This is a genomic window from Pristimantibacillus sp. PTI5 (assembly GCF_048572955.1).
Lineage (GTDB): Bacteria > Bacillota > Bacilli > Paenibacillales > Paenibacillaceae > Pristimantibacillus.
Window position 1 is genome coordinate 4026073 of record NZ_CP183886.1, and the last position, 23315, is coordinate 4049387.

The following is a 23315-nucleotide window of genomic DNA, read 5'->3' on the forward strand; positions in this document are numbered from 1 at the left end:
CCGATAGCTAAATAAGCTACTTCTAGTAAGCATCATCTTTCGATGGTGCTTTTCTTATACTGTAATCGACTAGTTTTCTAATAGATGTCGAAGTCGAGTGGAATCGCATATAATGTCTAGAAAAAATCAGACTATAGAAAGGAAGATTGCATGTCTGATGATATTATCATTGCGGCGGTTGGAGATCTCCTGATGAAGCCGCTGCTTATTCGATCAATGCGCACTAGCGATAAACTAGGTGACAACGGGCTTTATGCTTTCGAGCAGGTGTTTGAACCAGTTTCCCAATATCTGCAGGATGCGCATCTGACGATAGGCAATCTCGAGACAACCTTTGCCGGTGGATCGGAAGACGGATACACGAAGACGATTCGAAATCCGAGGAATGGAAATCCGGTCTTCAAATGTCCGGATAACTTCGCCTCGGCTTTGAAGACCATTGGTTTCAATGTGCTCGCTACGGCAAATAACCATAGCATGGATTATGGTGTTCGCGGGCTCAAACGGACGCTCGAAGTACTTGATAAGAACGGGATTGCCCATGTCGGAACGTACCGGAACAGGAATGAGTCTCGAAAGCTCTGTGTTCATGTTGCCGGAGGGATTCGTATCGGCGTACTCTCGTATACGAGGGACACGAACGGCAATACCGTTCCTAAGGGGCAGCCTGCCGGCGTTAAGAAGATTGTACGCATGAACATGAAACAAGATTTGAAACGATTGCGGAGGATATCGGATTTCATTATAGTCTGCGTGCATAACGGATTTGAATATCACCGAAGTCCATCTGCCCACCAAAAGGAGCTGGTCCGATTCTTGTTTCGTCAGGGAGCTGATGTGGTTCTTGGCGCGCATCCGCATGTTCTTCAGCCAGCGGTGTACCGCACTGTGAAAGATATAGAAGGACGGATGAGAAAACGGTTCGCGATCTACTCACTGGGTAACTTTATTTCCACGCGGCTACACGGCAAGGATGCCGCTTTAACCGGTATTATTGTTCGTATCCGAATTCGGAAAACATCCGACGGCTACGTCCGGCTCGCAGGTATTGAATACATACCGACTTGGGTATGTATCTCGAAGGATGGCAAGCAACGAAGCTATCGGGTTGTGCCGATTCATGAGGCGCTTCAAAAGCCTGAGAGCTATTTCGTCGGGCAGATGGCCCGGATGAAACGCACCTATCGTAGTACGCTTCGCATGTATAAAGGGGGCGACCCACTGCCGGGCAACTCGTTTTAAATCCCGCTTTGGAAATTCGGTCTCTCTTTTTGAGTTCAAAGATGATTTCCCTATTGTCCACCTAGCAGGCCCATATTCAAGCGGGAGCCCCCTTGCAACATTTATTGGAGGGCAATTTCGCTGACCAGCAAGGAACGGCCCCGATAATAAACAAAATATTTCTGATTACAGTAAAGGGATGTTCGGAGATGGTAACGAGGAGGCGTACGGACGTAGAGATCCCGATGGCAAAATTACTGAAATCGGCTATCAATGGACGGTCGGAGGAAAATTTCATACAAGATCGCGGCGTTATTAAGCTCGAGCTGTATGACGAGAAACGGGCGGATGCTTCGGTTGATAAAAAGGATCAACCTTCGTAAGAAAGTCGCCAACTTGCAATGTTGCAGCATAAATCATATTTTCACAAAACAGGGCATTGAACCGGTGAACCAGCCCTTGAGGGGCTGGTTTTTAAATACATAAGGTTATTTATTGAAAATACTGTTACGCTAACGGGCAGGTTAGCGTGGTGAAAGCCAGCTTCTTTTGTTGTTATATTGGTCCGCGACATACGCGGTCCTTCTTTTGTCCTATGCTTCTGCTAAATTACAACAAACTCAAATTTAGTAAGGTTTTTGGAAAGATTTCCCTTGGAGTGATCGTTATATATTCTGGTCAATAAACTATTTTGCGAAGGAGTTTTAGTTATGTTTGCAAGTACAAAAGTTGCGTCTCTCCTACTGGTACTATTCATTACAACATGCATCGGAATTGTTAGTGCTCAGAGTCTCGACAAACCCTTAGAAGAAATAACAAGTATGCCTGTTAATAAGGTTTTACAAGATCCAAATGAATCAGCAAAAATTATTATCAATGATTATTTTACAGAAATTATGAATAAAAAGAATGATGGAAGAAAACTAATTGATTTCGAAATTGTTAAAGTTAATAGTAATGATCTTGAAAACATTAGGGTCTCTGTAATTTTAAAGTATGAAAATGATTTGGAATTGCCTGTTATAGACTATTCTATCATTCCAATTAATAATAATTATCAAGTAGTAAAACAATATTGTGCATATGATGGAGATCCCGAATCGCAAACCTTTGGTACAATAAAAGGTTGCACGAATGTAGTAAATGAAGATCAAATTAGTATCGTGGTCGAGTAGGGAATTTCGTTTCCTTCATTATCAAAAGAGGAATTTGAAAATATCGTTGAGATATTTACATTCGAAAAGTGAGAAGGTAACGATGATGCTACACTCATATAGGGTAGTAACAAAAAGGTGACACAGCCACAATGTAAAGAAACTTAATAACTGTCGGGGACAGTACCATCAAAATAATTAGGGAGTGAACAAAATGCGGGTTTATTCAACGGGTATACGAATAGTCATCATTGGTGTTGTCTTTGTCACTGGCATAGTGGTAGGAACGATGGCTCTCGATAGTACAAATGCTAAAACCAATATTAATCCAAGCAATACTCAAGAACATACTCCCAGTTTCCCGGTAAACAAGAATGGCGAGACATATGGATCTGGAGAAAACGCAGCATCAAATGCAGGGCCGGATTTAGTTCAAGCAGTTGGTGTAGATGGCACTCTCGGATATGTACGTGCAAAAGACTTGGAAACCGAAATGCCCAAAAGCCCTGAAGAAGCATTGTCTAAACAACGTAGTATTGCTCCAGGAAGTGTTCGAAAAATTCCGCTATATGATGTTAATGGTAAAGAAATAGGTACATTCAATATCCAACTAAAACCAGAGAACGGGAAATTAGATAGAGATATAATAAGGCCCGATTAACCTTATTGTAGAGAAAAGTTAAGCTAACGGGGAACGATAGTTGAACAATGACACGAAGGCAGCTGAACAGAAAGATCGGAAGCATTTATTTACCTAACGGTCAGGATAATGCAACAAATTGTGTTGCTAAAGCGGTACGTGTAAAGAAGAAATTACTAATATCGTGCTAAAGAGGAGTCCCGCTGTTACGGGCGGTTAGTTTAAATCGAATAATTGACTGGTGGTGTAAAACCTGAATATTTCATTCAAGAAAAAAAGTATCTACTTATTTATCTTTTCAGTGATTACCTTGGTGTTGATTTTATCGCTAACTTTTTATTTTCAAGTTAAGAGAGAGAAATCTTTTCAAAGCATAGTTATGGAAATGCATATTGAAAAGAAAGATAGCCTTATTGAACCTGGTAAATACCTTAAAATGTGGGTTATTGGGTCAAATGCCAATGACACAACAAAAAATAAAACAAAATATAAAGTAATGATAGATGACTCAAGGCTTTATAACCTGATAGAAGAAGGCAAAGAGTATTTCGTTTCAGTCCAAGGTAGTAAGGAAGCCCAAAAAACAGATTATTTTTATACGTTCGGTCAGATAAGTGTTGTTGGTGGAACTCAATTGGCTGGAAAGGGAAAAATTGAATAGGATATTTTCTTGTTATCACATAGCTGTTGGCGGTCCTATTGCGCTAACGGGAAACGATAGTTCAATAAAAACACGGAAGCAGCCGACCAAAATGATCGGCTGCTTCATTACGCTAACTGGCAGTATAGTGGAATAATATAATTGTAGTTCATACCAATTTGAGCTAACGGGAAACGAGAACTTAAAGGGAGGGATTAACATCGATTCTATTAGGCGCAGCCATTGGCCTGGGAAGAAGCGCTTTAAGCCTAATCCATTATCGGGACCCGAAAAGACCACTGGAATGATCGAGAACGACCGACAGGCAGCCGGCTTCTCGCCAGCTGCCTGTCGTCGTGCTATTACGGTTCCGGAGGGGAGGCGTTCATTGCGGCGCAGTCCCGACGAACTCCTGCATCAGCTGATTGAACTTGTCGCGTTCGTCGTAGAACGAGCCGTGGCCGCTGTAGATGAACGGCACGAGCCGCGAATGGGGAATTTTTCGATGCATCTCCTCCGCCTGGCTGAACGGAATGACCTGGTCATGAATGCCGTGCACGATCAGCGTCGGCACCTGGATGCGAGACAGGTCAACATTCAAATCGAAGTCCCGTAGCATGACGATGATCGCGGCCGTCGACCAGCCGGCGGCTTGCATGCCCATCCGATTGAACCAGTCCGAGAATGGCTTTGTGATGTACCGGAAGAAGAAAATGTCCGTCACGCCGAGCATCATGTTCGCCCGGTCGTTCAACGTCTGCTTCAGCAACTGTGCGGCCGTCTCCTTGGTGAAGCCACGCGGCGCCGCCGCGTCGATCAGTACGAGCTGGGATACGCCGCCGCCATTGTACCGCACGACGTATTTGATCGCGATCGCGCCTCCGGTCGAATGTCCGGCGAGCACGAAATCTTTCAACTGCAGCGCATCGACGACGGCGCGGATATCGTCCGCAAGCCGTTCTAAATTATAGCCGCCGTAGGGTCGGTCCGACTTGCCGAAGCCACGCCAGTCGATGCCAATGCAGCGGTAGCCCATGCCCGGCAGCACGTCGAACTGATATTCGAACTGGTCATGGCTGAGCGGCCAACCATGAAGAAACACTATCGTCTTGCTTCCTGTCGGGTTGATATCCTCCACGTAGAGATTTACCCCCGGCTCTACTGTTACGTAGTATCCCACCATCAATGCCTCCGCGAATCAAAATCCTATCCCGATATGATACGCGCTCAGCGCCCAAACGTGAATGCCCGAGCGGAAGCGCGGCGGTCCCTGTTCGTCGATTCTATAGACTAGGGATTCTCGCCATCATCTCGATCCCCTTGTTCTTCTCGCTGAAGACGTGCAGCGTACCCCCGAACGATCGGATGATCTGAAAGCCATATTTTTTTCGAGCAAAAGGTAAACCGCTGAATAAAACTCCAATATCGCCTACGAAGTGGCGATTATTTGTGCGTAAATAGTAATTTATTGCAGTTCCTCTCACGGAGTCGGCGACATGCCAGCAATTGAACTAATGGGTATGATAGTAGAGGAGCTTGCTTCGAGGAAGCTCCTCTTTTTATTGAAGTAACTGTAGTTTAACAATCACCAGGACGAGGCTGCCGGCATAAAACGGCAGCCTCGTTGAGCTAACGGGCAGTTATCCTAATTTGAAGGCATATTTGGATGTCGTTTTTGAGCAACATCCAATGTCTCTTATGCGTCCAAGATAGTAACTAGTAATTTATGGGGGGAGAAACCAAGTATGAATTTGAAAATGCTCATTATTATCGGTACATGCCTGCTTCTTACAGGGGGCAGCGTGTATGCATCTAACAAATTTCCCGAGCAGACAGTGACAGCGGTGAAATCAGTACCATTAAACCAAGAGTTTGAGAAAGTTGAAAATAAAGACATTCAGGAAAGTAAAAGGCTCACGGTGGAGAGAATTACGGCTCTAGAAGTCAAAGATTTGACTTTATTAGAAAGCATGTCCGATCTGATCGTACTCGCTGAGAAGTCTGGAGAATCCACAATCAGGAAAGTCGGAGGGAAAAGTGATATTGATCAAGCTGTAACTTCAATCAAATTGCTGCAAGTATTCAAAGGCGAGGCGGAAGAGGGCCGGGAAATAACAGTATCAGAAAGCGCTTTTTTCGAGGATGGAAGCATGTTTCGGTCAGTTTCCGGCTATGTTCCGATGGTGAAGGGAGACCATTACACCTTATTTTTGCAGAAGGATGCGTCCGGCATATACGTTCCAGTAGGTGGTTATCAAGGTAAATTCAATCTGAATGATTCGAAATCATCGATCCGCTTTACGTGCGGTACCTTGAGCCGGCAAGAAATCATCGATAATGAAGTGCATTTTGCTGGCAATACGGAACATTTCAATTCTCTCAAAGAGCAGATTGCTGCAAAATATAAACAATAATCAGATACGTCATTTTATTAACGGAAAACGTTAGTTCAATGAAGGACTGACTCTATACAAACGAAGAAGGATCTTCCCCGGCAGATCCTTTTTAAATCTTCACAAAATGAGATGTTTTGTACAGATGTACTGCTGCGCGTTAAGCTAACGGGCAGGATAGTTCCAAAATGTAGTAAAATTTAAACAATGACTACATTGATAATCCAATGGGAATAAAACGGGTTTGATTGTATCTGGAGGAACGTTGATCTGGCTGTCGTACCTGACAGGAGGATTTGGATTAATAGATTAAAGTCGAAGAGGGACTAGTCTGCAGTCCCTCTTTTTGACGATTTTACGATCAGCAACGGCATCATCATCTCCGGTTCGCTCATCATTCGCATTGACGACATTGTACAGGGAGATCGAACCCGATTAACCTAGTTGCTGCGAACCATTGAACCACACGGATGTGATCGACAAGGTATCCGAGATATTGGTTGTCGGATCACCGTTTACGAGAATAAGGTCAGCGAGCGCACCTTCGGTAATGCGGCCGCGATCGTGAAGACCAAAGCAACGGGCCGGTTTGGATGTAGCCGACTGAAGAGCTTCAATTGGAGTGAACCCGGCCTTCACCAGCAGCTGCATTTCGTGGTGGACGCTTGCTCCGTGAGCTAGGCCGCCAAGGTTCGGAACGGGAACCGGCGCAACATCCGTCCCTACCAGAATATCAACTCCGGCACGGTGAAGATCCATCACATTCTTAAAGCTGTTCTCCATATTGCCTTGCGGGAACGTATTGAAGCTTGAGTTCAAAATACCGATCCAATCCGAACTTAATTTGGAATGAACACGCGGATCATTCGCCAATTCCGATGCCGGTTTCCCAACAATAGATGAGTTTAACACCAAGCACGGTGTAACAAAAGCGCCTGAATCCGCTATGGATTTCACCAACTCGGACGTGTACTCGGGTCTGTCGATAAACAAGTGGCCCAAACCGTCGACTCCAAAATCGATGGCTGCTTGCGATGAAAGAGCCGTCAAGACGTGGGCGATGACCAGCTTATCGAACTTGTGGGCTTCTGTCACTGCTGTTTTTAGAATCTCGTCGCTTAGAACAGGCAGGCCAGGTGCACCCATGACCGTCCCTTCTTCAATCATGATCTTAATATAGTCGGCACCATTCTCCAATTGAGTATGCACATGTTTAATCGCTTCTTCCACCGTTGTCACTTGCGGTATTTCATCGTGATCGTGAGCGTATGCGGCCAACATCGCTTCCCGGTCTTCCTCCGATAACTTTTCTAGCTCCTTTAATACGAATTCCGGTATTTCATCCCCATCCGGCAGCAATTCATCTGGGTGTCCGCCCGGAGCGGTGATTGCTGTGCCGGCAGAACGGACGTCTGCAACGTCATCCACATTTTTTAACTGGATCTCACGTCCTCTTTTCGTAAAATCGCCGTTCATTTCGAGTTCTGTCGTAACGCCGAATTTTAAGGCATCTCGTAATCCGCCGATTGAGGTGTGGACATGTGCATCAATCAGACCGGGCATTAAAGTCGCATTTTCCCCATCGATAATCGTTGCATCGGCCGGAAGGTCTCCGCCCACTGCAATAATGGACTCCCCTTTGATGACAACATGTCTTGACGCAATAATTTGTTCTCCATCAAAAATACGTACATTTGTAATCGCAGTAACTTGTTCTAACGCAGCATTTTGATTTATCTTCTCCATTTGAAATTCCTCCAATGTGTTTGTTTATAACAATTCGAAGTATAACTGTTAGAATTCTAACTGTCAATAAGCTAAGTTTTTTGACATTCGTATAGGATCACTGTATAGTTTAGTTGCTTACAATTAGCTTTCTAACAATTTCAGGAGGGACGATCATGCAATCCCGAAAGGAAACGCCTTATTTGGATTTGTTTCAGATTATCGGTCTTAAATTAAAGAAAAGAGCGGACGAGAGTATAAAGGAACTAGGGTTAAACTCTCAACAAGGAAAAGTAATCGACTATATTTACGAGAACCAAGATAATCATATTATTCAAAAGGACCTTGCAGATCGGTTTCATGTGCGTGGGGCGAGTATTACAAGCATGCTTCAAGGTCTAGAGCAAAAAGGGTTCATTGAGCGCAAAATCCCGGCCAATAATGAACGGCAAAAAAATATATATGTATTGCCAAAAGCGATTGAGTTGATTGAAGGCTTTAATAACTCATTCCAAAAGGTGGAGGATGAAATCGTTCAAGCCCTTACTAACGAGGAGAAGCAAGTCTTAAAGAAATTGTTGATCAAAATCAATGAGCGCATATAAAGAAGAGGATTCCCCATGAGGCTATGGAGACATTTACAAATTAAAATACGCTTGTCCCAGTTGGCGAGCATTTAAAACAGCAAGAAATGAACAATCCATATGATGCATCAAATAATATTCCTTAGATAACAAGTTCTAAACTAAAAGATCAGGAGTGTACAAATAAGCTTTAAGCTAACGGGAAACGATAGTTCAACCCCGAAAGGGCTGCCACATGGCAGCCCTTTGCTACGCTAACAGGAAACGCTAGTTCAATACTGTAAGCAGATTAAAACCTCTCCTTAGAAGCAAACTAGATTTAATAGCTTCTAAAGGGAGGTTTTGTTATGAACTTAAATGAGTTGTGGAGGTTGTATGAAGCTGACAAACGTATTCAAGGGTTCAGTCCAAAAACATTAAAGGCATACGCCCTTCAGCACAAAATGTTAATACTGGAGCTAGGTGGCCTCGATATAACGGAGGTAACGTTAACAATGCTTAAGGAGTACTTGGCAAAACAAGCAGATCGGTTGAAGCCAAGCAGCCTAGGCCATCGAATTCGGTTTGTTCGTTCTCTTTTCCGTTACGCGTATGAAGAGACGTATCTGACTTCAAATCCCTCTCTAAAATTGAGAGAACCAAAATTAGATAAGCGCATTCCTAAGTTTTTGATTGAGGAAGACGTTATACACTTGAAGATCTCTTGTCAGTCACTCAGGGAAAGAGCGCTGCTTGAGTTTCTTTACTGTACCGGCTGCCGGGTTGGCGAGGTGGAGAAGATCAATATCGAGGACCTTAATTGGGAGAACTGCTCAGCAATCGTTAATGGCAAGGGTTCGAAGCAGAGAGAAGTTTACTTTACGACAGAGTGCAAAGTATGGTTAAAGAAGTACCTGGCCAGTCGTGGGGATTCCTGTAAAGCCTTATTTGTAACCGGTACTCATCCAACAAAACGTTTGGCTATACCTACGATTAGATGGGCATTAAAACGGCTTGCAGATCGGGGAGAAATTGAAGCGAACGTATATCCTCATCGCTTTAGACATACTTATGCATGCCAGCTCCTTGATAATGGTGCTCCTCTAGATTTCATCCAAGGTATGCTCGGTCATGAGAAAGCATCAACCACACAAATTTACGCACAGCTCCGCGGCGAGCGTCGGAGAGAACTTTATCGACGATTTTTTTAGTGCGTATTGGCGGCGGATACCCCTTTAGAAATCCGCCGCTATTCAACTGAAGGATAGGATAATTGAATAGACGGATCTCCTTTTTTGTTTAGCTAAAGGGGATGAATATCTTCTGTCGAAATACAGTAGATACTATTTTATGGAGGATATGCGAATGATGCAGCCGGAGCCGTCATTGGAGGTAATCAAACAATTATTTTTGAACGCAGGTTTGGAAAGGCATTGGGAGAAATACAATCAGTTAGTGAAGCCTGGTTTCTTCCTAGAACCGACTATAGCACCAGAAGATGAAATTCCTATCGGGCAAAGTAAGATTGGAGGGAACCCTGATATTCCAATGGGTTTTACGTGGCCGGACTGGGAAGGGCATCCAATGAGTTTTATAGCACAAATAAATTTAGAGGAATTTCCTATGTCTTCGATAGATCAGAATTACCCTGCCACTGGGATTCTTCATTTTTTTTATCCTTGTGATGATGATGTGCTTTTCTCTGATGAATTTTTATATGACGCCTTTCCAAAAGATCAAAACGTGGTGCTTTACACATCTGATTTATCCGATCTGAAACGAATTCAGGCAGATCCCGATATCATTTCATTTTCGAGTTGTTTAATGAGTTTAAAATTTGAAAACATGATTCCGGTTAACTCACTTATTAATGAAAAACGTTTATTTGATAACGACGAGGAAGCGTATGTCCTCTACGAGAACTTCTGCTCTTCATATTATGAGATGTGTAATCATGATATTGGATTTCGCTTTTTTGGTTATATAAATGGATTACAGTATGACTTTCAAGATGCTGATACTGAGTTGTTATTCCAGGCAGATACCAATGATGAAATAGGAATGCAATGGGATTTATCAGGATTACTTTATTTTTATATTACAAAGGAAGATTTGCTGAATAGGAATTTTGATGAAGTGTTTACTGATCGGGTCGGTACTTAGTATGCGGCCCCATAAAATCCCCCCATTTGTTAGGAACTAAATAGAAATTCTGAACAAATCCCACTACGTTTGCTGGAAGTCGAGACACTCAGCCATACGGATGAACGATAACTCAATCCTGACACGACGGCAGCCGGCCTATGACCGGCTGGTGTTTTCTCAACTAACGGGCAGGTTAACGCAACAAACTAATGAAAACATTCAACTTTGTAACACAATAATATGGTGATATATGTTTATATGTTAAGTTCGGAGTGATCACTAATGTTTGATATTAAATATGAAATCTTTGAAGATGATATCCTTGAGTTTCGAACAATTGATCTCCAAACTTTTAAAGAAGAATATAATCAAATATATGGTTGTTTTACCATTATCATAAACGGGATTGAATATTTATCTTATCCTTCTCCTGAAATGGGACTAGAGACGAAGCGGATTTATTCTGAGCTAATTTTGACTCATTTTGATTTTCTTATCGATGTGTATTACCAACTTCAAAAAAGCAACTACGTCGTATTAAAGTATATTGAAAACCCTCTGACATGGCTCGAGTTCATTAAAGAAGGAAATGAACTTATCGTTAGTCAGTTAAATCTAGAAATTCATGAGGGCCCATTAATTCGAACTAAAAGAAAATTATTTATTAATGCATTAAAAGAAGAAATTATCAACGAGACAATACTCTTTGGAGATTTTGAAAAAGAACTTATTTCAAAATCCAAGGAATTAATAAAAACATTACAAGAGTTAAATAAAAAAATTCTTACAGCAAATTGTTTTACCAAGATTAAATTTTTTGCTGCTCTAAAGCGTTAAGCTAACGAGTACGATAGTGCAAAGTCTACGGCTGCCGTTAACATTGGCAGCCTGTTCAGCTAACTGGCAGTAGAGTTTAAGATGAAGGAGGGATATTGAGTATGAATGAGCAACTGGCGAATATAAGACAATCTTCAGATAACCTGATTACACTCCAACAGAAGCTTTTACGAGTATTGTTTGTGTTAATATTCGGGGCGGTTTTGGGTTTTTTAGCGAAATATATTGATGGTTCTGTTGTAGGACAAATCGGCAGCGAGTTAGGTTTTTGGATTTTCGTAGCAACAACAGTAGGAGCTTGGAGTCGTTCACCGCGGGCAGCGGCTTTACATGTTTTTGTCTTCTTTGTATCAATGCTTTGCGTATATTACATCTATGAGATGAACTTGTTCGGTTTTTTCCCAACACGTTCCTTTTTGGCATGGGGTTGTCTTGCTATTTGTTCACCAATTGGTGGGTATGTTGTGTGGTTCAGTAGAGGAAAGGGCTGGATAGCTGCTCTTTGTACTTCCATTCCAATCAGCTTGCTATTGGCAGAAGGGTATAGCTTTATATACTTTTTTTCTATTCCTCGAGGATTTGACTTGTTTTTAGCAGTATTGTTGTTTGTGTTCCTACCCAAAAGAGGCTTGCAGCATATTCGGATTTTACCCATTGTGGTAGTTCTATTTCTTGTAATTTCGCATTTCCATCTTATTGATCGTTCGTACTTTTAATTCAACTAACGGGTACGATAGTAGAACAATTAAGGAGTAGTTTGCTGCGGCAGCTGCTCCTTTCTTCGTTAAGCTAACGGGCAGGATAATTGGAAATTTGCAACATTCATATGGGTCTTCACGTCTAATATTGAAATGTGAAAATTTGATAAATGGAGGTGCATTAAGATTAAAAAGATTATTCTTTATCTTACATTATGTTGTTTTGTTTTCCTGATTGGTTGTAGTAAAGAGCCAACCGAGCAGATTTACATAAAACCTATTGAGTACCTTGAGTCATTTGGCTGGCATATTGAGGAAAAAATTAGCGAAAGAACTCAGGAGACAAAAGGCTTTCTACCTGCAACAAACGTAGGTATTGATTTGAAGCCGTATAAAGAAATTTATATTACAACCTACTTGCTGAAAGAAAAACAAAAAACAGGAAAGAAAATATACGCTGACATTTATCAAAATAATGAAGATATTATTGGAGGAGCTGGACATTTAGAGACTTGGGAGCCTGGAGATTTCTCTTTGAAAGATAAAGAAAAATTAATCAACGAAGGTATCATAAATAAATAGCATTTGTTATTCTTCATTAAGCTAACGGGGACCGATAGCTCAATAACGACTTCTAAAGGCAGCTGGTCAAAATGACGGCTGCCTTCATTCAACTATTCCAGCTAATAGCTTGTCAATATTTAATTATTAATGAATGCAATGAAGGATGTTATACTGATAAAAGTGCATGACAAATAACCGTCCCATAGAAATTGGGAAGGTTTTCCTCGATGTCTAAACATTGCTTAATCAGTCTAGGCAGAAAGGTTCTTTCTTCGTTAAAATCGCGTATATCCAGTGGATCAGTCTGTTAACACAAGCGATTACAGCTACTTTAAATAGTTTGCCGTCTGCTCGCTTTTTGTCGTAATAATCTCTTATTCTCTTGTTACGTGAGCCTTTCAGTCCACATCTTACAGCTTGATATAAGGCTGTCCGGAGCCTCCTAGAACCGCGTTTTGTGATTTTATTTCGGGTTGCTGAAAACTTGCCGGAAGAAAACACGCTAGGATCAATACCAGCAAACGCAACCAGTTTCTTTGCATGATCGAACCGATCAATTTCCCCGATCTCAGCTAAAATTGTTGCAGCAATTTTGGTGCCAATGCCGGGTATCGATTGGATTAGATCGTACTCCATTAATTCTTCAGCCAGAGCCTCTATCGATTTATCAAGTTTCGCTAGATGCTCTTGGTATTGAAGTAGCAAATTAATGAGCAGCTCGAGCGAGATTAAATGACTCGGAAAAGCTGTCTTCCTGAAGGGATTTCGCTTTGCTGCTGCTAGTAGTATCTGTGTCTTTTCCAGCGACCATCGATTGGTAGTGACATGCCCAACAAGCCGCTGAATGTTGGTTGTAACGGTTTCCTCTGACATCGCTAGCACCGATTGGGATGTTGGATATAGAGCCAGGAAACGAAGAGACACCTTCGAATAAAGGTCGCCAAACACGCCACGATACTCTGGAAAAACCTGATCCAGCACAGCCTGGAATTGTAGCTTTGCCTGAACATACATCTCCGTCAATGACTCATATTGGCGTGTCAGGTAACGCAGATTCATAAGATACTGACCACGTTTTTTGTAAGGCTCGAGCTCTTCTTTGTAGAACAATTCCCCTAACTGGTACGCGTCAGCAACATCCGTTTTCACCTTGCGTAAATTAGTCTTTTTCGCTTGGTGTGAGATTAACGGATTTATTATGATATACAGATACTGATGCTCGTCTAGAAACTGAACAACGGGGCTATGATAGTGGCCTGTCGCTTCCAAAACAACGGCCGGGCGCTGTCCAGTAAAGGATTCCAGGTCTTGAACATAACGGAGAAAGGATGCAAGTCCTTCTAGGTTATGCTCAAAACGATAGGTCTTGCCGTAGGGCGCACCGCGATCTGAAAAAGCTTGCGCATGACTCTCTCCTTTAGATACATCCAATCCAATTACAGGGTTCATTAAACCACTCCTTATATTATTTTCACCGGCAACCCCTAGCCTTCTTGTCTTCCACATTATCGCATGTGATTCGGGATCATTGTCCCAACCAGCCTAATCATGGTTTAACAAATAGGGGGGATGAACTGAATAGCTCTCGGGATCCAGCTCCCACGGGCAGAAACGTTCGATCCCCGGCTACCGCTATCTTACGACCACACAAAAATGAGGTTCACCAGAAAGATCTGGTGACCTCATAATACGAACGGGCAGGATAGTTCGAAAACCATATGGGTAAAATATCCGAAAAAAGGAGGTTTTCACGATGTGGTTGAGATGGGCTATTTTTATCTTGGTTATTGGAGCGATGAACTTTACATTATCAGCCAGGTAAATGCTTATGAAGATACAAGCTCTAATTCGTACGGCGATTCTAAATCTAGAACTTTGGAAAAGGCCATTATTTACGAGCTTCAACCTAAGTTCATGGATGTGCTTGATAAACAGTATGATGACTATGTTTTCGACACCTTTCGAATCTTACCAATGGAGGAGTCAGATACTTATCCTCCGCAAGAGTTCACTCTAGAAGGAAAAGTAACACTAAGAGATGGTTCCTATGATGTAGTTCAAATTACTTTTAACACTTCATCACAAGGATACAAAGTAAGTGATATTAGTATTCAAAGCCAAAATAAAGTAGCAGAACCAATTGTTCAGTAAAGAAATACTGCGGCAGCCGGCGATATGTTTGGCTGCCGTTGTTCGTTGAAGTAACGGGCAGGATAGCGTAATAACAAAGGAGAAAATGATTGATAGTATCATAAAAGCGAGGACCCCACGAATTAAATCGCAGCGTCCTCTTATAGTGGGAAGCGGTTTATAAATGTACTTCTGAAGCTAAGTCTTACTCAAAAAGTATCGAAGCAGAAATCTCGAACTTTTTATCCTTCTTCGTGTTTTCATGGTGAATCAACAACCTTTCGGAAACTAAAATTGAATTCCGGTTTTCGCTGTTTTTCAATACCAATTCCCACTTATCGTATGTTTACCCTTTTCCTAATGTTTTGAATCAATAAGGGTAATATGGCTCTAAGAAAATAAGGTTTTAGTTTAACGATGCTTGATTAAGCTAACGGGCAGGATAGTTTAATTCACTTCACGAATACTCAAACATAGAAAATTTGCAAAGTTTGTAATAAGACGTTGCTTGATATTCTGTTAAAATAATATGTAGGAGTGGATTCAGTGCAGAATTATCAAGACCTTTTTAAGTTGGAATTGTACGAAAACGAGGAACCAATTAATTTTTATAGAGTCCTTAATCAGGAACAGAAGGCTGATCCTGATCTGTTTCTAATTCCAATATCAATTGTAAGTAGAATTGTTCACATAGGATATGGATATCAACTAAAATACTGTTCACTGATTGATGTGTACGGAGAAATTGATTTAGGACCTATGCAACTAAAAACTTTGAATGAGGAACTATCTCTAATTATTGATTTGGTCAATGATAGCGTGTTACGACACTATCTAGTCCCACTTATTGAATTTATAAAGCCATGCCTAAATAATAAAAACAACTACATAGTAATAAGAATTGTGGTTGCGTAATAAAGGGTGCTGAACGGACTTCATACACGTACCGCATTTATGGATTGGGGCATGCGACCCTCGGACCTCCTGAGGACTTACGAGGAAGGAATTTAGGCGGAATACGCTGCGAGACTTTGTACGTCGGATAGCAGTAAATGGTTAAGCTAACGGGATACGATAGTTAAATGCCGAAGGGCTGCCTTGTGGCAGCCCTTCGCTTAACTAACTGGCAGATTTGAATAATGCAATTGTCATAATTATAAGGTGGTGGTTATGTTGATTTCGTATACTAAGAAGCATCAGGACATTGTTAAAAAAGGTGTAGATGCAATCGGTGAAATCTTAAAAAGTGCTAATGTTGATGAAAAAAGAAGTATATTATTTTGCTTAGATAAATACCTAGACCCTTATTTTGGATACAACTTGCCTTATTTTGATGAGATAATAGTTCTCTTAGAAAAACACTTGTTTGAAAATCATGACAAAGAAGTTAAAGAAGATATTTTGCAATTACTAACTGATTATTCAAAGGATTCATTAGATTATTTGGCAGAAAGAATTGAATTAATCGAATTTGAACTACTCGCAGATGCAATTTATGCTTTGGGCTCTACTTTTAATTTAAAGTACGTACCAATTTTTATCAGATATGAAAATCACGAAAATCTTAATGTACGAAATGTAGCAAAAGAATCATTGTTGGAGTTATCAAAATCTAATCGTGACACCAAAGAATAATAAAGTTATGTTAGATTAAACCTCGTTTATGGTGAATGATTGAACTAACGGGTACGTTAGCTCCATAAACATAAGGACGAGGTTGCCGGCATGAAACGGCAGCCTCGTTGAGCTAACGGGCAGTATAACGCAACTTTCCAACCACTGGAAACGTTAAAATTAAGGACTGTATCTTGGAATCAACACATTTACAAACTGATCATTGTTACGCCAACGAAGCACTATAACGCAATAAACTTTTCTTTTCGATCGGCAGCCTTTCCGCAAATTGGTGAAAGTGCAACTCGGACCGACATGTAACGCTTTAGAAATTTCATGATGGGATATCTCAGAATAAGGGGGAAGGAAAGAGATTGTGTATCATCAACGGTATACGGTTGAGATTACTCTGGGTGGTGATTGCACTTATCCTATTTGGAGTACTGCTTACGGCTTGTGGGAATGGAGAAAAAGCTTTGCACTATCAAGGCGAGTCTTACGAATTGGAGAGCGTATCAGGCGATGTTGCCGAAATGAAAACATACATTTTTGCCTCTGAGTCGGGCGAGCGGCTACGGTTTGAAGTCACTTCTTTTTCAGCAGTTCAGGATGGAACCAATGGCAAGTTGCTGCAGAGCAGTCAGGAATTTCGTTTTTTGATCGATGAAGAGACATACGAAGCAACTATCGATACGGCTGACGGTACAATCCAATCAGTGTTTCCTGATGGACGTCGAATAAAGGGAAGCTTGGGAACTGACGGAACCGTTACACCGCTTTATCCGGTGGAAGTTAAAGCAAACTTGGAAGACAATAATGTTATGCAACTTGCTGCTGACTTTGAACGGATATCTGCCGGCAATCAAATCGCCGGAGACAACTCAAATTTCAACGGTACATTGTTCCTTATCGGTGTTGTGCTTTTCATGGCTGGAATTGCAAGTATAGCGTTTCCATGGGCCATGTGGTGGCTTAGTGAGGGTTGGAAATTCCGTAATGCAAAGCCGAGTAATCTTGCGTTGACGGTCGGGCGGATCGGCGGGGTGATTACCCTTATTTTTTCTTTCATAATCATGGTTACTTCCTGTGGTATATGAGAATTCATTATTACGCTAACGGGAAACGATAGTTCAATAAACACACGGAAGCAGCCGACCACAATGATCGGCTGCTTCATTACGCTAACGGGCAGGATAATGAAAAAATGTGAAGAATGAAATAAGTACAAATTATTTCCATATCGGAGGATAGAGATGGATTTTACTTGTAAAAGATGCTCAAAAATATTGGAGTTAATTGATTCCCCCCTTACATCTTGGAATGCTCTTCGTCATGAGAACCTCTTACAATTTGCAGATTACGATAATGGAGTTTCTGAAGGAAGTACATTATATATTTGTAAAAAGTGTTTATTTCATTTTGAAATATATTCGCATATTGGCTTGGGTGAAGATGAGCTTATCATACAACTTATAACAAATTTATCCGAAAAAGACATTCTTGCGATGGCATCCACATTAGTCATGAGTGATGAAGCTTTATTGTTACAAACGAGGTTGCTAAAGGGAAAATTTGTTCAGGTTTACCTGTTTGCTGATCTCTGGAAACCGACCATTTTCTATATGGGTACGGAAAAGGAGACTATTTTCTATTCCCTTGAAATATTGCATCGGTTTGGTTTTAACAACGCTGAATTTAATAAATACACCAGTCTTAAACTTTCAATGATTGATTTAATCAGTGGCGCAGGAAAAAATGACTTGTACTACGAGAAGTCATTTATTTTTTCTTTTGTTGTTCGTGCAGAGGACTTAACTTTTAAAGCTTCTGCCACTTCAATCATAATTACAACTTCAAAAACGATCTTGCCAGAACAAATCAACATGTATGACTTAGAGACTAAGCAATGGACGCCACTACCCGACTTGCAGGTAGAATCATGTTTTCAACGAGATCATTATAAATATTTGAAAATTCTGCGGGACCAACAAAGAAAACATAATATTCAACTAGAATCAGATTATCAGCGGAAAAGTTTGATTCAAAACAAAGTTAATCAAATTAAAGATAGTCCTTTCTTCCGTGCTAGTAGTTCATAAAAGTTTCAGCTAACGGGAAACGATAGTTCAATACTGACAAGGCTGCCGCTTGGCAGCCTTTCGTTCAACTAAACAGGAAGCGGTGTAATCTATAAATATAAAGATCAGTTTAGGTTTTTGGTGAAGAATTTCATCGCTTTTTTAAGATTTCGTTTGCTACCTGGAATTCACGATTCAATCGCTCTAATTCCTTAAGCGTTCCACTTTTTAGTCTTCATCCAGAAATTATAAAGGGGGAATAATAATGTTACTTAGAATTGATAATTTAGCAAATAGACTTGAAGATTTAGATCTAATTAAACAATGGACAACTAAAGGCCAAACAACCGACGAAATTATAGGTTATCTTAAGCATCTCTCCCTTGATGAAAAAAACAAGTTTTTCTTACCAATGGTTTTAGTAGCGCTCTTAGACGAAGAACCTGTAGGAACAATTACTCTCTCAAGGAAGAATAACTTAGTACAATCAGAAGACACTCCATGGATATCTAATTTCTTTGTAGTAGAAGAAGAAAGAAATAAAGGAATAGGCACATACATGTATAATTATATGTTAGAAGAAGCATTAACAATGGAGATTAATATATTATATACAGCGAGTAATCCAAGTATCTTGTTAGATAAACTAGGATGGGTATACAAGGAAACAGCTATGACCGCTTATGCAGAAGAAATTAATATATATCAAATAGAAATAGATTAAATATTGAGCAGGCGCTGCGGTGGCCTGCTCTTTTTATTAAGCTAACGGCTAGCGAGAGCTCAATAATCATCAGGCATTTATCTTCTTATGTAAGTTAGTATACTTAAGATAAGCTCTTTCTTACTAGGCGGCGATTCTTTATACTATAGAAAAACCTATTTTTTGGGACAGAAGAGGATAGCCATATGCCAAAGATCGTATTTTTGCGTCCACTGTCCCAGAACCAACTTGAACAGATTTACACGGCAATTCCCCCGGAATGGGAAGTGATTCATGGCGATAAAGAGCAGTGGACTCCCCACCTGAAGGAAGCTGAGATTATAGTCGGCTGGATCGGGACGGTCGCGGAGCAATGTTTGAATCCGAACACGAAATTAAGATGGATACAGAATTGGGGGGCAGGTGTAGACGGAATGCCGCTTGCCGAGATGGCTGCCCAAGGGATCGTATTGACAAATGCCAGTGGCGTACACGCTTTTCCGATTTCCGAAACGATCTTGGCGATGATGCTTGCTTTTTCCCGAAAGCTACATCATTCGATCCGCCATCAAATCCAAAATACCTGGAAATCGACGGGAGAGTTGGACGAAATTCACGGCCGAACGATGGGCGTGATCGGAGTCGGAGAGATCGGAGAGGAAACGGCCAGGTTGGGCAAAGCGTTCGGTATGAAGGTACTTGGTGTAAGACGATCTGGAAAGCCTTCACAACATGTGGATCAAATGTTCGATAATCTCGGACTCGATGAGGTGCTCCGGCTTAGCGATTACATCATCGTTACACTCCCATTAACACCAGAGACGTATCGTTTATTTGGACGCAGGGAATTTGGTCTCATGAAAGCATCCGCACACTTTATCAATATCGGCAGGGGCGGAACGACGGATACCGATGCTTTGCTTGGAGCGCTGCGTGAGGGCAAGATCGCCGGTGCAGGCTTGGATGTATTCGAGCAAGAGCCTTTACCCGAGACGAGTCCGTTGTGGCAGATGGACAATGTCATCATCACCCCGCATAATTCGGGTTCAACGGTGTATTATGATGATAGGGCAATGGAAATTTTCATGAAAAACATAAAGGCTTACCTTCAAAACGGTCAACCGTCCTGCAATCTCGTGGATTTCGATAAGCATTATTAAACAGAAAAACTATAGTTGCAGTGGACACTTCTACCGGGGAGTGTCCTTGCTTTGTTGGCAAAATAAGTCTGATGTCACATGAATTCGTATTTCGCCCTAATAAAGCGTAGTGACTTGCCCAGATATGCAAAGACGTCTAACATTTATTTCAGGTGTTCTGATGATATAGCGAATTGAGGCGTTCAAAAATGAAAGAAAAAAGTATCAGGGAAATTAGGTTAACCGATTGTCATGATATTTATTTGTTAAACCAAGACTTCAACCCAAATCTAAACTTATTTTCTGAAGAAAAGGTAAAAGAGAAGATTGAAAACATAATAAAGAAAACAAAGGATATCATCTTTGTTTATGAACAGAACAACGAGGTAATAGGATATATTCATGGAAGCCCATATGAATTACTATTTTCGGACTCATTAGTAAACGTCCTGGGATTTTTTGTTAAAGAAGAGTATAGAGATCAAGGTGTAGGTAGCATGTTGATTGAGTGTCTTGAACAGTGGGGAAAGAACAGTGGATTTTCTGGGATTAAACTCTTATCCCACCCAAGTCGAATACATGCTCACAGGTTCTACGAACGACGTGGGTATATGTTTACAAAGGACCAAATAAATTTTATTAAAAAGTTCAAATAATACAGGTTCATCATGTCCATTACAGCTCACTCAAAAGTGCATTGTAGAGTACTCAAAAGTATACGATCGCTCACTCTACCTCCGAGCCATCCTGTTGGTGCAGCAGCGCTGCATCACCTCTTCAAGTGGGGAGCTACATAGCAGAAAGTACAGCAGAAACCTAACATGAGTACTCAACAGCTGAGCTACATTGCAGAAAATACAACAGTATCCGCCTATAGCACAGCATCTGAGCTGGAAATGTTCCTTACTGCTGTACAAAGTACACTGTAGCTGAGCAAAAGCGCGTTTGGGTGAAGATACATTGTATAAATTACAGTGTAGTCCACCAATAATAAGTTCATTGCAGCTCTCTCAAAAGTACATTGCAGCTCTCTCAAATCAGTCTAATCCTTTATTTTCCTAAGGTATTAACTCTCCCCAGATAGGGAGTTGACATTTTGTTCAGTAGTAACTACAATGGTTACAACGGTGGTGATGCTAAGTGAAACAGATTAGTAGCAGATTTTCCATTGCTGTTCACATCCTTTCTTTAATCGCCGTTAGCAGCTCCAAAGATTGTACCGGCGATTACATTGCAGGCAGCGTGAATACGAATCCCGTAATCATCCGCAGAATTATGGGGATGCTTAAGAAGGCGGGGTTGGTGGATATTCGTCCCGGAGTAGGGGGAGCTTCATTGCTGAAGGAACGTGATCAGATCACGCTTCTGGATATTTACCGCGCCGTGGAAGTCATCGAAGACGGTCAACTATTTAATTTTCACGATGAACCGAATCCCAAATGCCCGGTTGGCCGGAACATTGAAGCAGCTCTTCGCACCGAAATGAAGGAAGCCCAAACCGCGATGGAACAAAGACTGGCTCAAGTAAACTTAAGCCAGTTAGCAGCTCAGTTTGTATAATAAAAAGCTCTTAGAGCTTTTATTATGCCGTCGTTGTAACCGAAGTCATTATAACGACGATTGAATAATAGATTAGATAAAATGGAGGAATTATTATGAAAATTTTGGTGACAGGCGTTACAGGGAAATTGGGAGCGATTGTAATCGAGACGTTATTGGAAACCGTACCGGCAAGTGACCTGGCCGTCAGCGTTCGTAATCCGGAGAAAGCGGAAAGCCTTCGTGCCCGCGGCGTGGACGTACGCCATGGTGATTTTGACCAACCGGAAACGCTGGACAAAGCGTTCGCGGGTATCGACCGTCTTTTGATCGTGTCCACAGACGGCGACAACGAAACGCGGATTCGCCAGCATGGCGCTGCCGTAGCAGCAGCTCAGCGCGCTAATGTCGGTTTCATTGCGTATACGAGTCTAGGAAATGCCAGCGAGAACCCGATTTTTCTTGCGCCGGTGCATCGTGCTACGGAGGAAGCCATTAAAAACACGGGGATTCCTTATTCCTTCCTGCGCAACAACTGGTACTTGGAGAACGAGATCAGCAGCATTCAAGCGGTCCTTGGAGGTGCGCCTTGGCTGACGTCGGCGGGATCAGGCAAAGTTGGCTGGGCAACACGTCGCGATTATGCCCAGGCGGCTGCAGCGGTACTGGCTGGCGAAGGCCACGAGAATACCGTTTATGAGCTGTCCGGCAAACCTGCTACGCAAGAGGAACTGGCTTCGAGCCTTGCCGGCGTCTTGGGACGTGAAGTTCCCGTTCAACAAGTGGATGACGCCACTTATGCCAGCATCATGGGCAGCGCAGGCGTACCTGAACCGGTCGTTCCGATTCTGGTTGGCATTCAGAGCGCGATTCGCGAGGGAGCACTGGAAGTCGAGAGCAATGATTTTCAGAAGCTCCTAGGACGTCCGGCCACTCCGATCGAAGAGGGTGTCCGTCAAATCGTAAGCGAAATCCAATCTTAATTAACGGCGTGAATCAACCAAAAGAGGTGGGTTCGCAAGCGTCTTGGGTGGGAGAGGTTAGAGAGGCTGTTTTCAAGGTATGACCTTGGAGGCAGCCTCTTTGTCTGTATTCTTATAGACATAGAAATTCTGCTTATAGGCGGATGCAGCAGTAACACTAGCGGAGGTAATTTCATACGTATATGTCATGAACGATCAACGGCATTGGCCAGTTTCTGCTGCTCTAATAGTAAATACCCGATGAAGACAAAGCCGTTGAAAAAATCATGAGCACATAACGGAGGCTACAGCGATGGATGAGTTTAAAAACGATCTTCAAAATTTGAATATTGACCCTTACAAATCAAGCGGAATGACGCCAAACGCCGGTCAAGGCCAAGTTGATCCTAACAATGCACGGCTTTGCATCGGATTTTGCATCGGATTTTGTATCGGTTTTTGTTCCTGCGGAGGCTGTGCCGGGTGCGGCAACTGCTTCAGGTGCGGAGGGTGTGCGCGCTGCGGAGGCTGCGCTCGCTGCGCTCATTGTGCGCGCTGCCGCTAATGCAG

General features: G+C 41.9%; 26 protein-coding genes. 23 read left to right on the forward strand and 3 right to left on the reverse strand.

What is annotated here, in order from left to right:
• Window positions 1-150 precede the first annotated feature (150 nt).
• The 5 genes from ACN6MW_RS18045 (at window position 151) to ACN6MW_RS18065 (ending at window position 3676) form a co-directional block, all read left to right on the forward strand.
• Window positions 151-1242: a CapA family protein gene (locus ACN6MW_RS18045; RefSeq protein WP_419871446.1), complete on the forward strand. Its 1092-nt coding sequence runs from the start codon at window positions 151-153 to the stop codon at window positions 1240-1242.
• A 188-nt stretch (window positions 1243-1430) separates the two neighbouring features.
• A complete protein-coding gene (locus ACN6MW_RS18050; protein ID WP_419871447.1) occupies window positions 1431-1604 on the forward strand; it encodes a hypothetical protein in 174 nt (57 codons plus the stop codon).
• 327 nt (window positions 1605-1931) lie between these two features.
• Window positions 1932-2396 (forward strand): hypothetical protein, encoded by a 465-nt coding sequence (locus ACN6MW_RS18055; protein WP_419871448.1) that lies wholly within the window; start codon window positions 1932-1934, stop codon window positions 2394-2396.
• A gap of 193 nt (window positions 2397-2589) precedes the next feature.
• Entirely contained in the window at window positions 2590-3036 is a 447-nt protein-coding gene (locus ACN6MW_RS18060) for a peptidase M56 BlaR1 (protein WP_419871449.1), read from the forward strand.
• Window positions 3037-3328: 292 nt separating this feature from the next.
• On the forward strand, window positions 3329-3676 hold the full coding sequence (locus tag ACN6MW_RS18065; RefSeq protein ID WP_419871450.1) for a hypothetical protein: 348 nt from the start codon (window positions 3329-3331) through the stop codon (window positions 3674-3676).
• A 364-nt stretch (window positions 3677-4040) separates the two neighbouring features.
• On the opposite strand, the gene ACN6MW_RS18070 is transcribed toward ACN6MW_RS18065, so the two are convergent.
• A complete protein-coding gene (locus ACN6MW_RS18070; protein ID WP_419876381.1) occupies window positions 4041-4835 on the reverse strand; it encodes an alpha/beta fold hydrolase in 795 nt (264 codons plus the stop codon).
• A 565-nt stretch (window positions 4836-5400) separates the two neighbouring features.
• Between ACN6MW_RS18070 and ACN6MW_RS18075 the strand changes: the two genes are divergently transcribed.
• A complete protein-coding gene (locus tag ACN6MW_RS18075; protein WP_419871451.1) occupies window positions 5401-6069 on the forward strand; it encodes a hypothetical protein in 669 nt (222 codons plus the stop codon).
• Between the two features lie 414 nt (window positions 6070-6483).
• Here the strand turns inward: ACN6MW_RS18075 and ACN6MW_RS18080 are convergent, their stop codons facing one another.
• Window positions 6484-7794, reverse strand: a complete 1311-nt coding sequence (locus ACN6MW_RS18080; protein ID WP_419871452.1) for an amidohydrolase family protein — start codon at window positions 7792-7794, stop codon at window positions 6484-6486.
• Window positions 7795-7949: 155 nt separating this feature from the next.
• Between ACN6MW_RS18080 and ACN6MW_RS18085 the strand changes: the two genes are divergently transcribed.
• From ACN6MW_RS18085 to ACN6MW_RS18110, 6 genes are all read left to right on the forward strand, one after another.
• Complete coding sequence (locus tag ACN6MW_RS18085; protein ID WP_419871453.1) at window positions 7950-8378, forward strand: MarR family winged helix-turn-helix transcriptional regulator; 429 nt, start codon at window positions 7950-7952, stop codon at window positions 8376-8378.
• Between the two features lie 326 nt (window positions 8379-8704).
• On the forward strand, window positions 8705-9547 hold the full coding sequence (locus tag ACN6MW_RS18090) for a tyrosine-type recombinase/integrase (protein WP_419871454.1): 843 nt from the start codon (window positions 8705-8707) through the stop codon (window positions 9545-9547).
• Window positions 9548-9701: 154 nt separating this feature from the next.
• The gene (locus ACN6MW_RS18095) at window positions 9702-10499 is read left to right on the forward strand and encodes a YwqG family protein (protein ID WP_419871455.1); all 798 of its coding nucleotides are present in this window, start codon (window positions 9702-9704) and stop codon (window positions 10497-10499) included.
• A 264-nt stretch (window positions 10500-10763) separates the two neighbouring features.
• Window positions 10764-11318, forward strand: a complete 555-nt coding sequence (locus ACN6MW_RS18100) for a hypothetical protein (protein ID WP_419871456.1) — start codon at window positions 10764-10766, stop codon at window positions 11316-11318.
• A 101-nt stretch (window positions 11319-11419) separates the two neighbouring features.
• Entirely contained in the window at window positions 11420-12034 is a 615-nt protein-coding gene (locus ACN6MW_RS18105; RefSeq protein ID WP_419871457.1) for a DUF6518 family protein, read from the forward strand.
• A 363-nt stretch (window positions 12035-12397) separates the two neighbouring features.
• Window positions 12398-12598, forward strand: a complete 201-nt coding sequence (locus tag ACN6MW_RS18110) for a hypothetical protein (protein WP_419871458.1) — start codon at window positions 12398-12400, stop codon at window positions 12596-12598.
• 228 nt (window positions 12599-12826) lie between these two features.
• Here the strand turns inward: ACN6MW_RS18110 and ACN6MW_RS18115 are convergent, their stop codons facing one another.
• Complete coding sequence (locus tag ACN6MW_RS18115) at window positions 12827-14029, reverse strand: IS110 family transposase (RefSeq protein ID WP_419871459.1); 1203 nt, start codon at window positions 14027-14029, stop codon at window positions 12827-12829.
• Window positions 14030-14335: 306 nt separating this feature from the next.
• Between ACN6MW_RS18115 and ACN6MW_RS18120 the strand changes: the two genes are divergently transcribed.
• The 11 genes from ACN6MW_RS18120 (at window position 14336) to ACN6MW_RS18170 (ending at window position 23310) form a co-directional block, all read left to right on the forward strand.
• Window positions 14336-14731 carry a hypothetical protein gene (locus ACN6MW_RS18120; protein WP_419871460.1) on the forward strand — a complete coding sequence of 132 codons (396 nt, stop codon included), beginning with the start codon at window positions 14336-14338 and terminating at the stop codon, window positions 14729-14731.
• A gap of 525 nt (window positions 14732-15256) precedes the next feature.
• A complete protein-coding gene (locus ACN6MW_RS18125) occupies window positions 15257-15625 on the forward strand; it encodes a hypothetical protein (RefSeq protein WP_419871461.1) in 369 nt (122 codons plus the stop codon).
• 255 nt (window positions 15626-15880) lie between these two features.
• Entirely contained in the window at window positions 15881-16345 is a 465-nt protein-coding gene (locus ACN6MW_RS18130) for a hypothetical protein (RefSeq protein ID WP_419871462.1), read from the forward strand.
• 353 nt (window positions 16346-16698) lie between these two features.
• Window positions 16699-17421 carry a DUF6199 family natural product biosynthesis protein gene (locus ACN6MW_RS18135; protein ID WP_419871463.1) on the forward strand — a complete coding sequence of 241 codons (723 nt, stop codon included), beginning with the start codon at window positions 16699-16701 and terminating at the stop codon, window positions 17419-17421.
• Between the two features lie 156 nt (window positions 17422-17577).
• Window positions 17578-18423 (forward strand): hypothetical protein, encoded by an 846-nt coding sequence (locus ACN6MW_RS18140; RefSeq protein WP_419871464.1) that lies wholly within the window; start codon window positions 17578-17580, stop codon window positions 18421-18423.
• A gap of 244 nt (window positions 18424-18667) precedes the next feature.
• Window positions 18668-19126: a GNAT family N-acetyltransferase gene (locus tag ACN6MW_RS18145; RefSeq protein WP_419871465.1), complete on the forward strand. Its 459-nt coding sequence runs from the start codon at window positions 18668-18670 to the stop codon at window positions 19124-19126.
• 185 nt (window positions 19127-19311) lie between these two features.
• A complete protein-coding gene (locus tag ACN6MW_RS18150; RefSeq protein ID WP_419871466.1) occupies window positions 19312-20265 on the forward strand; it encodes a D-2-hydroxyacid dehydrogenase in 954 nt (317 codons plus the stop codon).
• A gap of 188 nt (window positions 20266-20453) precedes the next feature.
• A complete protein-coding gene (locus ACN6MW_RS18155) occupies window positions 20454-20900 on the forward strand; it encodes a GNAT family N-acetyltransferase (RefSeq protein WP_419871467.1) in 447 nt (148 codons plus the stop codon).
• A 484-nt stretch (window positions 20901-21384) separates the two neighbouring features.
• Window positions 21385-21804: an Rrf2 family transcriptional regulator gene (locus tag ACN6MW_RS18160; RefSeq protein WP_419871468.1), complete on the forward strand. Its 420-nt coding sequence runs from the start codon at window positions 21385-21387 to the stop codon at window positions 21802-21804.
• Window positions 21805-21899: 95 nt separating this feature from the next.
• Window positions 21900-22766, forward strand: coding sequence for an SDR family oxidoreductase (locus ACN6MW_RS18165; protein WP_419871469.1), 867 nt, complete (start codon window positions 21900-21902; stop codon window positions 22764-22766).
• Between the two features lie 352 nt (window positions 22767-23118).
• Complete coding sequence (locus ACN6MW_RS18170) at window positions 23119-23310, forward strand: hypothetical protein (protein WP_419876382.1); 192 nt, start codon at window positions 23119-23121, stop codon at window positions 23308-23310.
• Window positions 23311-23315: the final 5 nt, after the last annotated feature.